The sequence below is a fragment of the Rothia kristinae NBRC 15354 genome (genome assembly GCF_001570865.1).
GTDB lineage: Bacteria > Actinomycetota > Actinomycetes > Actinomycetales > Micrococcaceae > Rothia > Rothia kristinae.
The window spans coordinates 112,620-125,444 of record NZ_BCSM01000001.1; the positions used below are offsets into that span (position 1 = coordinate 112,620).

The 12,825-nt window shown below is 70.9% G+C and carries 15 protein-coding genes; 2 read left to right on the plus strand and 13 right to left on the minus strand.

Features of this window, described 5'->3' with window-relative positions; translation table 11 throughout:
- Nucleotides 1-13: 13 nt before the first annotated feature.
- Entirely contained in the window at nucleotides 14-985 is a 972-nt protein-coding gene (locus tag KKR01S_RS11175; RefSeq protein WP_061225010.1) for a co-chaperone YbbN, read from the minus strand.
- Nucleotides 986-1,214: 229 nt separating this feature from the next.
- On the opposite strand from KKR01S_RS11175, the gene KKR01S_RS00555 reads away from it, so the two are divergent.
- A complete protein-coding gene (locus KKR01S_RS00555; protein ID WP_224799709.1) occupies nucleotides 1,215-2,564 on the plus strand; it encodes an AI-2E family transporter in 1,350 nt (449 codons plus the stop codon).
- Between the two features lie 15 nt (nucleotides 2,565-2,579).
- Here the strand turns inward: KKR01S_RS00555 and KKR01S_RS00560 are convergent, their stop codons facing one another.
- A complete protein-coding gene (locus KKR01S_RS00560; protein ID WP_061225082.1) occupies nucleotides 2,580-2,912 on the minus strand; it encodes an Rv1322 family protein in 333 nt (110 codons plus the stop codon).
- A 54-nt stretch (nucleotides 2,913-2,966) separates the two neighbouring features.
- Here KKR01S_RS00560 and nucS point away from each other — a divergent pair, with 54 nt between their 5' ends.
- Entirely contained in the window at nucleotides 2,967-3,662 is a 696-nt protein-coding gene (nucS, locus tag KKR01S_RS00565) for an endonuclease NucS (protein ID WP_061225011.1), read from the plus strand.
- Between the two features lie 177 nt (nucleotides 3,663-3,839).
- Here nucS and KKR01S_RS00570 read toward each other — a convergent pair whose 3' ends face one another.
- The 11 genes from KKR01S_RS00570 to KKR01S_RS00620 form a co-directional block, all read right to left on the minus strand.
- Nucleotides 3,840-4,124 carry an ATP synthase F0F1 subunit epsilon gene (locus tag KKR01S_RS00570; protein ID WP_061225012.1) on the minus strand — a complete coding sequence of 95 codons (285 nt, stop codon included), beginning with the start codon at nucleotides 4,122-4,124 and terminating at the stop codon, nucleotides 3,840-3,842.
- A gap of 2 nt (nucleotides 4,125-4,126) precedes the next feature.
- Nucleotides 4,127-5,590: a F0F1 ATP synthase subunit beta gene (atpD, locus tag KKR01S_RS00575; RefSeq protein WP_058730913.1), complete on the minus strand. Its 1,464-nt coding sequence runs from the start codon at nucleotides 5,588-5,590 to the stop codon at nucleotides 4,127-4,129.
- Nucleotides 5,591-5,635: 45 nt separating this feature from the next.
- Nucleotides 5,636-6,562: a F0F1 ATP synthase subunit gamma gene (locus KKR01S_RS00580; RefSeq protein ID WP_058730912.1), complete on the minus strand. Its 927-nt coding sequence runs from the start codon at nucleotides 6,560-6,562 to the stop codon at nucleotides 5,636-5,638.
- A 61-nt stretch (nucleotides 6,563-6,623) separates the two neighbouring features.
- Nucleotides 6,624-8,258, minus strand: coding sequence for a F0F1 ATP synthase subunit alpha (gene atpA, locus KKR01S_RS00585; RefSeq protein WP_058730911.1), 1,635 nt, complete (start codon nucleotides 8,256-8,258; stop codon nucleotides 6,624-6,626).
- A 137-nt stretch (nucleotides 8,259-8,395) separates the two neighbouring features.
- The gene (locus KKR01S_RS00590) at nucleotides 8,396-9,214 is read right to left on the minus strand and encodes a F0F1 ATP synthase subunit delta (protein WP_058730910.1); all 819 of its coding nucleotides are present in this window, start codon (nucleotides 9,212-9,214) and stop codon (nucleotides 8,396-8,398) included.
- Nucleotides 9,214-9,765 (minus strand): F0F1 ATP synthase subunit B, encoded by a 552-nt coding sequence (locus tag KKR01S_RS00595; protein WP_058730909.1) that lies wholly within the window; start codon nucleotides 9,763-9,765, stop codon nucleotides 9,214-9,216. Before KKR01S_RS00595 ends, KKR01S_RS00590 begins: the two co-directional genes overlap by 1 nt.
- Nucleotides 9,766-9,816: 51 nt before the next feature.
- Nucleotides 9,817-10,020 carry an ATP synthase F0 subunit C gene (gene atpE, locus KKR01S_RS00600; protein ID WP_058730908.1) on the minus strand — a complete coding sequence of 68 codons (204 nt, stop codon included), beginning with the start codon at nucleotides 10,018-10,020 and terminating at the stop codon, nucleotides 9,817-9,819.
- Nucleotides 10,021-10,153: 133 nt separating this feature from the next.
- Entirely contained in the window at nucleotides 10,154-10,888 is a 735-nt protein-coding gene (gene atpB, locus KKR01S_RS00605) for a F0F1 ATP synthase subunit A (protein WP_165590083.1), read from the minus strand.
- 139 nt (nucleotides 10,889-11,027) lie between these two features.
- A complete protein-coding gene (locus tag KKR01S_RS00610; RefSeq protein ID WP_061225013.1) occupies nucleotides 11,028-11,327 on the minus strand; it encodes an AtpZ/AtpI family protein in 300 nt (99 codons plus the stop codon).
- On the minus strand, nucleotides 11,324-11,800 hold the full coding sequence (locus KKR01S_RS10655; protein ID WP_061225014.1) for a hypothetical protein: 477 nt from the start codon (nucleotides 11,798-11,800) through the stop codon (nucleotides 11,324-11,326). The genes KKR01S_RS00610 and KKR01S_RS10655 overlap by 4 nt, the downstream gene beginning before the upstream one ends.
- Nucleotides 11,797-12,822 (minus strand): MraY family glycosyltransferase, encoded by a 1,026-nt coding sequence (locus KKR01S_RS00620; protein ID WP_058730928.1) that lies wholly within the window; start codon nucleotides 12,820-12,822, stop codon nucleotides 11,797-11,799. Before KKR01S_RS00620 ends, KKR01S_RS10655 begins: the two co-directional genes overlap by 4 nt.
- Between the last annotated feature and the right edge of the window lie 3 nt (nucleotides 12,823-12,825).

Sequence of the window (12,825 nt, forward strand, 5' to 3'; positions counted from 1 at the left end):
GTCGGGACCTCCTCTAGAACAGCGCCCGCATCAGGGCGGCCCGGGCGGAGACCACGCGCGGGTCCTCCGCTCCGACGACGTCGAACAGCTCCAGCATCCGCTCGCGCACGCGGGACTTCTCCTCGGGGGACGCGGCGGTGAACAGCTTCAGCAGCCGGGCGAAGGCATCCTCGACGTGCCCGCCGGCCACGTCCAGGTCCGCCACGGCCAGCTGCGCGTCCACCTCCTGCGGAGCTTCGGCGGCCCGCTGACGCACGGCCTGGGCATCGGCGTCGGCCACACGGGCCAGCAGCCCCACCCGGGCCAGGCCGAGCTTGGCCTCCCGGTCCCCCGGCTGCTCGCTCAGCGCCTGCTCGTAGGCGGCCCGGGCGCCGTCGTAGTCCTGCTCGGCCAGGGCATCCTGGGCCTTCTGGTGCAGCGGCGGCAGCGGCTTCTCGGCCGGGGCGCCCTTGGTGCCCACCGGTTCGAAGGAGCCGGTCAGCTGCGCCTGCTGGGCCAGCTGCAGGACCTGGCCCAGCACGGACTGCATCTGCTCCGGGGAGACGGGCTGGTCGAACAGCGGCGCCGGGCGTCCGCCGAGCATCGCGATCGCGGTCAGGGAGGTGGCCGCCTGCAGCGCCTGGGCGATCTCCGGGGACTGCTCGATGTCCGCGGCGGCCAGCAGCAGCCGTCCCTGCGCGGAGTCGATGAGCTGCTCCAGCTGCTCCACGTTGCGCACCGCCGCGGCGTCCGAGCCGCGGTACAGGGCGAAGATCACGGGGCCCTGCCCGGACAGCTGGGCGTACTGCTGGAACTGCTCGCCCGTGGTGATCTCCGCGCGGTAGCTCGGCTGGCCCTGCCCCTGCTCGGGGGCGGCGGCGCCGTCCTGGGTCCGCTGGGCCAGGTCCGGGGCGCGGCGGGCCGAGGCCGGGATCTGCGGTTCCTCGGCAGCGGCCGGTGTCCCGGGGCCGGAGGCCGCGGGGTGCGGCTCGGGGATGGTGGTCATCGAGGTGTCCTCTCTGCAGCGGGGGTGTCCCGCGGGGCACCGCGCTCGAACGGCCACGGCGCGCCCCGATCGGGATCCGGTGATCGGCGTTGCCGCCTCCAGTATGCCCACACCGGCGTCGGGCCGCCCGTCTCCCGGCCCCGTCCGTTCTCGGATCGCGCAATCGGCCGGGTTCGGCGCGGGTAGTCTCGAAGGATCACCGCCGTGCCGTCCGAAGAGGAGACGATCCGTGCCCGGTACCCCGCGTCCCGAGTCCCCGCGCCTGCGCCGCATCCTGGACCGGCTCCGCCTGGCCCACCGCTTCCAGGACCCCGGGCACGCCGAGTTCCCCGCCATCCCCGGGGCCAAGCCCCGCCCGCGCTTCGACATCCCGGAGGATCCCCGACCGGAAGCCCAGGCCCGCACCGACTCCGCGGCCCACCTGGACGAGGGGGTCCTGGGTGCCGCCGCGGCCCGCGACCGGCCCGCGGCCGACCCCGGCGCCGCTCCCTGGGCCACCGCGGGATCGACCCCGGAGCCTTCCGAGCCCGGCTTGTTCGCCCGCCCCGTGCACGCCGGATTCATGGCCACCGTGGGCGTCGGGATCGCCCTGCTGTGCTGGTACGTCGCGGTCAACGTCGGGGCGTTAGGCGGCTGGATCACCGGGGCCATGTTCATCGCCCTGGGCCTGGATCCGGCCGTGCGGGCCCTGGAGAAGCGGGGCCTGCCCCGCGGCGTCGGGGTCGCCGGGGTCCTCGTCGTGCTGGCGGGGCTGGTGGCCCTGCTGGCCACCGTCATCATCCCCGCGATCGCCGGGCAGGCGGTCTCCTTCGTCCAGTCCTTCCCGCAGAGCTTCCAGCGCTTCCTGGACTCGGACTTCGTGACCACCGTGGACCGGCAGTGGGGGGTGCGCGGGCGCGTGGAGGCCGAGGCGGAGCACATCGTGGACTCCGTGCTCAACGACCGCAACATCATCGGCGGGTTCCTCAACAGCCTGGTCAACGCCGGCTCCACGATCGCCCAGGTGATCACCGGGACGCTGGTCGTGCTCTTCCTGGCCCTGTACTTCCTCGCCTCCCTGCCGGTGATCAAGGCGTGGTTCGTGCGCCTGGCCCCGGCCTCCAAACGCGAGCGGGTGGGCGACCTGACCGAGCGGATCACCACCTCGGTGGGCAACTACGTGCTGGGGCAGGCCTGCGTGGCGATCCTCAACGCGAGCTTCGCCCTGGTGCTCATGCTGATCCTGGGCCTGCCCTTCCCGATGCTCAACGCCTTCGTGGTCCTGCTGCTGGCCTTCGTGCCCCTGGTCGGCGGGGTGAGCGCCGGGATCCTGATGAGCGTCATCGCGCTGATGCAGGGCTGGCAGACGGCCCTGGTCTACGCCATCTGCTACTTCGCCTACCTGCAGGTGGAGGCGTACTTCATCTCCCCGCGCATCATGAAGCGGGCCGTGGCCGTGCCCGCGGCGGTCGCGGTGATCGCCGTCGCCGGGGGCGGGGCCCTGTGGGGAGTGCTCGGGGCGATCATCGCGATCCCCGTGGCCGCCTCGGGCCTGCTGCTGGTCCGGGAGGTCTTCGTCCCGCGCCAGGACGCCCGGTAGCCGCCGACGACCGCCTCAGCGGGTCTCCCAGCAGCGCAGGTGCCAGTGCCGGCGCTCCTCGATGCCCCGCTCGTCGCCGAAAAGGTGGTCCGTGCGCCACACCACGCAGTGCGCCGTGCCCGGCGCGATGGGCCGGGTGCAGCCCGGGCAGGTGTAGGTCTTGCGCGCATTGACCGCCGGGATGAAGCGCACCGCCCAGGAGCCGAACCGATCCCGCTCCACCCGCGGGGCCGGCTCCAGGACCCGGGAGATGTCCCCGCCGCCCGGGGCGCTGCGCTGCCACTTGCTGGGTCCGGCCTTGCCGTGGCCCAGCTGGCGACGGGGGCGGGAGGAACGCGAGCGGGACATGGCCTCCATGGTGGCACATCCCCGAAGCCCCGCGCGCTTGTACAGTGGGAGACCGTGCGACTCGTCATTGCTGAATGCTCCGTGGACTACATCGGCCGGCTCAGGGCCCACCTGCCGCTGGCCCGGCGCCTGATCATGGTCAAGGCCGACGGCTCGGTGCTCATCCACTCCGACGGCGGCTCCTACAAACCCCTGAACTGGATGTCCCCGCCGGCCGCGGTGCACGTGCAGCACGCGGACGAGCACGAGTTCGACGACGATGCCGCGGAGGTCTGGACGGTCCAGGCCGCCAAGTCCGATGATCGCCTCATCATCCGGATCTACGCCAAGGAGCACGAGTCCTCCCACGAGCTCGGGGTGGACCCGGGACTGGTCAAAGACGGCGTGGAGGCGGACCTGCAGCGGCTGCTGGCCGAGCAGATCGACGTCTTGGGCCCCGGCTACGCGCTGATCCGCCGGGAGTACCCCACGGCGATCGGGCCCGTGGACATCCTCGCCCGGGACGGCGCCGGGCACACCGTGGCCGTGGAGCTCAAGCGGCGCGGGGACATCGACGGCGTCGAGCAGCTGAGCCGCTACCTCGAGCTGCTCAACCGCGATCCCCTGCTGGCCCCGGTGCGCGGGATCTACGCCGCCCAGCTGATCAAACCGCAAGCACGCACCCTGGCCGAGGACCGCGGCATCGGCTGCGTGACCCTGGACTACGACGCCCTGCGCGGGGTGGACGACGCCGAATCCCGGCTGTTCTGACCCGGCCCGTCCGCGCACCACACCGGCCGCCCGACCTCGTCCGCGCTGTCCCGGCCGGCCCATCCTCGAAGCGCTTCACCCCTCCCCGCGGCACGCATGAGGGCCCGGCGCCACTCCCCTTCCGGGGGTGGCGCCTGGCCCTCTGAACAGGGTCGGAACCGGGGCGGTGGCCCGGGCTCAGGCCGCGGAGCGCTCCTTCTCGGCGTCGGAGGAGGACTTCGCGGCGATGACCACGCGGTTCTGCGCGACCGTCAGGAAGCCCTCCTGCAGCCGGGAGGTGTGCCGCTGCCCGTCGACCGGGTCGATGACCAGCTCGCCGTCCTCGGCCAGCAGCGCCATCGTGGCCACGTGCCCGGGCAGGATGCCCAGCTGGCCATCGGCGGTGCGGGCCCGCACGTACTTCGCCTCCCCGCGCCACACGACGGTCTCGCGGGTGACGACCTCGACGTTGAGCACTGCCATGGCTACTTGCTCCCGCCCTCGGCCTTGAGCTCGGCCCACTTCTTCTCGACGTCGTCCAGGCCGCCGACGTTGTAGAAGGCCTGCTCCGGCACGTGGTCCAGGTCGCCGTCGCAGATCGCGGTGAAACCCTCGATGGTGTCCTTGATGGACACGGTCGAGCCCTCCACGCCGGTGAACTGCTTGGCGGTGTAGGTGTTCTGGGACAGGAACTGCTCGATGCGCCGGGCCCGGGAGACCGTGACCTTCTGCTCCTCGGACAGCTCGTCCACGCCGAGGATCGCGATGATGTCCTGCAGGTCCTTGTTCTCCTGCAGGATCGACTTCACGCGCACCGCGGTGTCGTAGTGCTCCTGGCCGATGTACTGCGGGTCCAGGATGCGCGAGGTCGAGGACAGCGGATCCACGGCCGGGTACAGACCGCGCGAGGCGATGTCACGGGACAGCTCGGTGGTGGCGTCCAGGTGCGCGAAGGTCGTGGCCGGGGCCGGGTCGGTGTAGTCATCCGCCGGCACGTAGATCGCCTGCATCGAGGTGATGGAGTGCCCGCGGGTGGAGGTGATGCGCTCCTGCAGCAGACCCATCTCATCGGCCAGGTTCGGCTGGTAGCCCACCGCGGAGGGCATCCGGCCCAGCAGGGTGGAGACCTCGGAGCCGGCCTGGGTGAACCGGAAGATGTTGTCGATGAACAGCAGCACGTCCTGGTTCTGCACATCGCGGAAGTACTCCGCCATGGTCAGACCGGTCAGGGCCACGCGCAGACGGGTTCCCGGGGGCTCGTCCATCTGGCCGAACACCAGGGCGGTGTCCTTGAGCACCCCCGCCTCGGCCATCTCGACCCAGAGGTCGTTGCCCTCGCGGGTGCGCTCCCCGACGCCGGCGAACACCGAGGTGCCGCCGAAGTTGCGGGCCACGCGGGTGATCATCTCCTGGATGAGCACGGTCTTGCCCACGCCCGCGCCGCCGAACAGGCCGATCTTGCCGCCGGAGATGTACGGGGTCAGCAGGTCCAGGACCTTGATGCCGGTCTCCAGCATCTGGGTGGAGCCCTCGAGCTGGGCGAAGTTGGGGGCCTTGCGGTGGATCGGCCAGTGGTCCTCGGCCTTGATCTCGTCGTTGTCCACATCCAGGGCGTCGCCCAGGACGTTGAAGATGTGGCCCTTGACCGCATCGCCCACGGGCACGGAGATCGCGGCCCCGGTGTCCTGGACCGGGGTGCCGCGGACCAGGCCGTCGGTCTGCTGCAGGGAGATGGCCCGGACGAGGTTGTCGCCCAGGTGCAGCGCGACCTCGAAGGTCACCGTGCGGGTCTTCCCGCCGATGGTCAGCTCGGCGGTCAGGGCGTTGTAGATGTCCGGGATCTGGTTGGCGGGGAACTCGACGTCGACGACGGGCCCGATGACTCGGGCGACGCGACCGACGCCGCCCTGGGTCGATCCGCTGACCGACTCGGTGATGGTGGCAGTCATGTGATCACTTACCTCTTGGAACGTGCTGGGACGAAAAAACGGTGGTTAGGACGCGAGGGAATCCGCGCCGGCGACGATCTCGGACAGCTCCTGGGTGATCTCCGCCTGGCGGGCGTTGTTCATCAGGCGCGTGTACTTCTTGACCAGCTCGTCGGCGTTGTCCCCGGCGGACTTCATGGCCCGCTGGCGCGAGGCCAGCTCGGAGGCGGCGGCCTCCAGGAGGCAGGAGAAGATCCGGGTGGCGATGTAGCGGGGCAGCAGGGCGTCCAGGACCTCCTGGGCGCTGGGCTCGAAGTCGAAGCTGGGGGTCTGGGAGAAGTCCGCGTCGGCGGCGTCGGCGCCGGGCAGGATCTCCTCGCCCAGCTCCTGGGCGTCGACGACCTTCAGCGGAAGCAGCCGCAGGATGCGGGCCTGCTGGGAGACCATGGACTCGAACTCGGTGTAGACGATGTGCAGGTCGTCCACCCCGCCCTCGGCCGAGTCGGCGTCGAAGCGCTCCAGGAGCGCGTCGCGGATCTGCACGGCGGTCTCCACGTCCGGGTTGTCGGTGTTGCCCGACCACACCTTCTCGTAGGGCCGCTCGCGGAAATCGAAGTACTGCTTGGCCTTGCGACCCACGAGGTACAGCTCCACCTCGCGCCCATCCCGACGCAGCCGCTCGATCAGGCCCTCCGCCTTCTTCAGCACGTTGACGGAGTAGGACCCGGCCAGGCCGCGGTCGCTGGTCATGATGACCACGGCCGAGCGGCGCGAGGGCTTGTCGTCGTTGATCAGCGGGTGGCTGATCGAGGTCTGCGAGGCCACCGCGGCGACCGCGCGGGTCAGGGCGTCGGCGTAGGGGCCGGCCTTGTCCGAGCGGGTGCGGGCGCGGTTGATCCGCGAAGTCGCGATCATCTCCATCGCCTTGAAGATCTTCTTCATCGACGACGTCGAGGAGATCTTCTGGCGGTAGACCCTGATCTGGGCTCCCATAGAGCTTCCTTTCAGCCCCGAGGCGGGGCGGGCCGTCCAGCGGCCCGCTCCGCGTCAGGTCTCATCGCTTGACGATCTCTTCCTGGTCCACCTCGGAGCGCTCCACCGGGGCGTGCTCCTCGTGGCCGGGCTGGATCCCGCCCCCGTGGGGGCCCTCGGCTGCGAAGTCGCGCTTGACCTCGGCCACCGCGGACTTCAGCGCCTCCACCGTGGCGTCCTCGAGCTTGCCGCTGGAGGCGATGTCGGTGAGCACGGAGGTGTTCCGACGCAGGTGCTCCAGGAACCGCTGCTCGAACTCCAGGACGTCGGAGACCTCCAGGTCATCCAGGTGGCCGTTGGTGCCAGCCCAGATGGCGGCGACCTGGTCCTCGACGTTGTACGGGGTGTACTGCGGCTGGCGCAGCAGCTCCGTCAGGCGGGCGCCGCGGGTCAGCTGGCGGCGGGAGGCCTCATCCAGGTCCGAGGCGAACATCGCGAAGGCCTGCATGGACCGGTACTGGGCCAGGTCCAGCTTCAGCGTTCCGGAGACCTTCTTCATCGCCTTGATCTGCGCCGCACCGCCCACGCGGGACACGGACACGCCCACGTCCACGGCGGGACGCTGGTTGGCGTTGAACAGGTCCGACTGCAGGAAGATCTGCCCGTCGGTGATGGAGATGACGTTGGTCGGGATGAACGCGGAGACGTCGTTGGCCTTGGTCTCGATGATCGGCAGGCCGGTCATCGAGCCCGCGCCGAGCTCGTCGGAGAGCTTGGCGCAGCGCTCCAGCAGGCGGGAGTGCAGGTAGAACACATCGCCCGGGTACGCCTCGCGTCCCGGCGGACGGCGCAGCAGCAGGGACACGGCGCGGTAGGCCTCGGCCTGCTTGGACAGGTCGTCGAAGATGATCAGGACGTGCTTGCCGCCGTACATCCAGTGCTGCCCGATCGCGGACCCGGCGTAGGGGGCCAGGTACTTGAAGCCCGCGGCGTCGGAGGCCGGGGAGGCCACGATCGTGGTGTACTCCAGGGCGCCGTTGTCCTCCAGGGTCTGGCGCACCGAGGCGATCGTGGAGGCCTTCTGACCCACGGCCACGTAGATGCAGCGCACCTGCTTCTCCGGGTCCCCGGTCTCCCAGTTCTCCTTCTGGTTCAGGATCGTGTCGATCCCGATGGCGGTCTTGCCGGTCTGGCGGTCGCCGATGATCAGCTGGCGCTGGCCGCGCCCGATCGGGATCATCGCGTCGATGGCCTTCAGCCCGGTCTGCAGCGGCTCATGCACCGACTTGCGCTGGGTCACGCCCGGGGCCTGCAGCTCCAGGGCGCGGCGGCCCTCGGACTCGATGGGCCCGAGGTCGTCGATCGGGTGGCCCAGGGGGTCCACCACGCGGCCGAGGAAGGCGTCGCCGACCGGCACGGAGAGGACTTCCCCGGTGCGGTGCACCTCCTGGCCCTCCTCGACGCCGGTGAAGTCGCCCAGCACGATCGCGCCGATGTCGCGGGTGTCCAGGTTCTGCGCCAGGCCGAGGGTGCCGTCCTCGAAGCGCAGCAGCTCGTTGGCCATGACGGAGGGAAGCCCCTCCACTCGGGCGATGCCGTCGCCCGCGCTGGTCACGCGCCCGACCTCGACCCGGTCGGTCTCACCGGGCTCGTAGGACGCCGCGAATTCGTTCAGCGCGCTGCGGACATCATCGGCATTGATGGTCAGATCCGCCATCTCGTGTCCCTGCTCTCCTGTAGTCGTGGATCGATCCGCCGCGGCGGAGGATCCGTGTGGTCTGTCGGGTGGGGGCCGGTGCGGCCTGCCTCAGCGGCGGGTCCGCGGGCCTCCCGTGTCGGAAGGTGGTCGATGCGTCAGGACGCGGTCACGGTGCGATCCAGGTCCGCCAGCCGAGCCGTCATCGACCCGTCGATGACCTCGTCCCCGACCTGGACCTTGAGTCCGCCCAGGATCTGCGGGTCCACGACGACGTCGAGGGTCAGCTCCCGGCCGTAGACCCGAGACAGGGCCCGGGCCAGGCGCTGGCGCCGCGACTCATCCAGGGGGTGGCTGACGGTGACCTTGGCGATGGAGCGGCGCATCAGATGCACGAGGGCATCGGCGAAGCGCTGGGCCACCGCGTCCGGGGCCTGCCCGCGCGGGTGAGCCGCGGCCTGGTCGATCAGCAGCCGCGCCTCCTCCGAGCGCACCGGGCAGATCCGCTCGGCCAGGCGGCGTCGAGCCTCCTCGCCCGCGCGGGCATCCGTCAGCGCGGACTGGATCCGCGGATCCTCCTGCACGACGGCGACGAAGCGCAGCAGATCCTCGACGACCTCGGTGACGGCCTCCTGACCACCGCGGCGCGCGGCCACGGCGGCCGCGGCGACGGCCCCTAGGTGCTCGAGCGCATCGGCGAGATCGCGTTCGGCGCTCCAGCGCAGCCGGGCGGCGTAGGCCACCAGCTCGCGCACCACCGGGTAGACCCTGCCCTCCAGGACGGTCGCGGCGATGCCGCGGCGCTGCTCGGGCTGACGCGAGGGATCCGTCAGACCCCGGCGCAGGGCTCCGTCGGCGTCCAGGACGCCGACCACGGAGAACAGCTCCTCCGCCGTCGTGGTGCTGGCATCCGCGGCCCAGCGCTGATCGAAGGCCTCGACCAGATCCCGCAGGGACTGCCCCGATGCGCCGGCCATCAGCGGCTCACTCCCGCGTTGCGCTGCTGAGAGGCCTCCAGATCAGCCAGGAAGCGGTCGACCACCCGGTTGGAGCGGGCGTCGTCCTCGAGGGACTCCCCGACGATCTTGCCCGCAAGATCCGTGGCCAGGCTGCCGACCTCGGTGCGCAGGGAGACCATGGCGGCCGAGCGCTCGGCCTCGATGGTCCGCTGCGCGCTCTCGGTGATGCGCGCGGCCTCGGCGTTGGCGCGCTCCTTGAACTCGGCGAGGATCTTCTCGCCCTCCTCGCGGGCGTCCTCGCGGATCTTCTGGGCCTCCAGGCGCGCGGACTCCAGCTGCTGGCTGTACTCCTCGCGGGCGGCGGCCGCCTCGGCCTGGGCCTTCTCGGCCTTCTTCAGACCGCCCTCGATGGCCTCGGTGCGGTCCTGGTAGATCTTCTCGAAGGCCGGGACGATGTACTTCCAGACGATGTACAGCAGGATGAAGAACCCGAGCAGCGCGACGACGATCTCCCAGACGTCCGGGAGGAGGATGTTGTTGCCCTCCTCCGCGGCCATGAGATCAGACATGTGGGTGTCTCCTGTTCTTAGACGGTTCGGCTCTGAAGCGCAGCCGGAGGGCTACTTGATCAGGGCCAGAACGAAGCCCAGGATGGCCAGGGCCTCGACCACGGCGAAGCCGAGGAACAGCATGGGCTGCAGCACGCGCTGGGACTCCGGCTGGCGAGCCACGGAGGTCATGTACGCGGCGAAGATCAGGCCGACGCCGATGCCGCCGCCGATCGCTGCCAGACCGAAGCCGATGACGCTGAGCGAACCTACCATGGGATGTTTCCTTTCATCGTGCCCGGGAACGGGTGCCGGGCGCTGGTGCCGCAAGCGGCGGGTACGTAGGGGCGGGAAGACCGGATCCGCTCCGGCGGATTCCCGCAGACCGGCGCGCGAAGCGCCGGAAGTCTTAGTGGGCCTCGGCCACGGAGCCCTGGATGTACACGGCGAACAGCAGGGTGAAGACGTAGGCCTGGATCACCTGGATCATCAGCTCCAGGAAGTACAGGAACAGCCCGAACACCGCCGCGAAGGGGGCCGTCAGCCAGCCGCCGACCCCGCCCTCGGTGAGCAGGAAGCCCAGCATGTACGCGGCGATCATCAGCGCCAGGTGCCCGGCGAACATCGTCGCGAACAGACGCAGGGAGTGGGTCATCGGCCGGATGATCAGGTTGGAGAGGAACTCCAGCGGGATCAGGATGATGTAGAAGGGCCACGGCACGCCGGAGGGCATGGTCATGGACTTGAAGAACCCGCCCAGGCCCTTGTTCCTGATGCCCACGGCCACCCAGAAGATGTAGGCGAAGCCGGCCATCGCGTAGGCCGCGCCGATGTGGGAGAAGGCCGGCAGCTGGATGAAGGGGATCGAGCCCCAGAGGTTGTTCACCAGGATGAAGAAGAAGGAGGTGAACAGCACCGGCACGAAGGGCTTGAACTGGTGGGCCCCGATCAGGTCCCGGCCGAGGGAGTTGCGCACGAAGCCGTAGCCGGCCTCCCCCACGAACTGCATCCGCCCCGGGACCATCGCGTGCTTGCGGGCCGCGGCCAGGAAGAACGCGGCGACGACGACGACCGAGAGGAGCACCAGCAGGGTCTGCTTGCCGAAGTCGAAGCTGCCGACGTGGAAGAACGGGGCGAGATGCATGTCCTCGACCGTGGGCGGTTCGAAGGCCGCGAGAACGAGCCCGGTATCCAGCACTGCGGATCCTTTCAGCAGGTACGGCGTGGTGTCAGGGCACGCGACGGCGAGGACCTCGACACTTGATTGATGTTCATCACTGCGGTCACGGCTGGCGCCCGGGGGCGTCGTCGTCCGTGGGCCGCATGTGCAGGTAGACCAGGTAGATGCCGGCGCAGGCTCCCACGCCGGCGCCGAGCCACACGATCCAACGCGTGCCCAACAGGTGGTCCGCTCCCCAGCCTACCAAACTCCAGAACCCGGTGCCGATCACCAGGTAGATCAGCGTCATGAAGGCCCCGGCGATCCCGCCCTGGCGCACCAGGTCCCCGGCGCTGCGCAGATCCTCCGAGCTGCGCGGCACCAGCGGCGGCTCCTGCGGCTCCGACTGCGATGCGTTCCTCATGCTCGACCCTCCCGTTCCGGATCACCACGATATCCCCGAGGGGTGCCCGCCGGTGCGAAGTACGGGATCCGCAGCCGCCGCACAGCAATCACCTCGGCCGCCAGCATCAGCACCACCCCGAGCACCGCACCGGCCAGGAACCAGCCGCGGGATCCCTCCTGCGGCCACGGGACGACCAGCAGCAGCGCCCCGGCCAGCAGGACCTTGACGGGGTAGGCGATCAGCAGGGCGGCCGCGGCCCGACTGCCCTGCTCGCCCACCAGCCGCACCAGCGCCCAGCTCGCGGCGACGGCCAGCAGCACGATTCCCCCGCCCGCGAGGGCGGAGACCGCGGCCTCGCTGCCGCCGAGCAGCAGCCCCGCCGCGGCCAGGACCAGGCTGCCCGCGGCGACGTCGCCCAGGGCCGCCAGGGCGGCGTCGGCCAGCGGGGTGCGGCTCTGGCGGGGTGTGCGGTGCCAGATCGGCGCCCTCACGCGGATTCCCCGCGGGCGCGCGCCGGGCGCAGCCTGGTCAGCAACGTCGGCAGGCTCAGGTACAGCCCCAGGATGGCCACGGCCCCCGCTCCGGTTGCGGCGGCCGCGGGCCGGCTCAGATCCAGGGACCAGATGCTCAGCGCGGACACGGCCGCGGTCGCGGCGGTCACAACCGCCGCCGAGCCCAGGTGGGACAGCCCCAGATCCGTCAGCCGCTGGTAGACGTGCTGCCGGTGGGGGCGATACCACGGCTCCCCGCGGCGGATCCGCCGCAGCAGCGTGGTGCCGGTGTCGGCGAGATAGACCAGCAGCGGGCCCAGCAGGTACTCCACGTAGACCCCAGACAGGAAGGCCCCGACGGCGCAGCAGGCCAGGGAGCCGCCGAGGAAGTAGGAGCCGGTGTCCCCCAGGAAGACCCGCGAGCCCCAGAGGTTCCAGGGCAGGAAGGCCAGGTAGGCCCCGGCGATCGCGCTGGCCGCGACCACCAGCCAGGGGTGGTCCGTGACCCACCCGGCGTAGGCGTAGAAGACCCCCGCGGTCAGCCCGTGCAGACCGGAGATCCCGTTGATCCCATCCATGAAGTTCGCGACGTTGATGTAGCCGGCCACCGCGAGCACCCCCACCGGGATCCACCAGTAGCCGGTGCCCAGCACGAGGGTCAGGCCCAGCGTGACCGCCAGGCCGATCAGCAGCTGGGCGGCCGCCCGGACCCGCACCGAGACCCCGGCGGAGTCCTCCCGCCAGCCCAGCACTCCGCACGCGACCATCCCGGTCAGCACCACGAGCATCACCGAGCGGTCCACCGGCACCAGGCCCAGGACCAGGCCGGCCAGCGCCCCCAGCAGGGCGGCCGCGGCGGTGGCAAGACCCATCCCGCGCAGGGTCGGCACCGCGTGGGAGGAGCGCTCCCCCGGCATGTCCAGCACGCCCAGGCGGCGCAGCAGCGGCAGGACGGCCAGGGGCAGCACGGCCCCCAGCACCAGCCCGAGGCCGCCGGGCAGCAGGATCAGCGATGGCTGCATCGG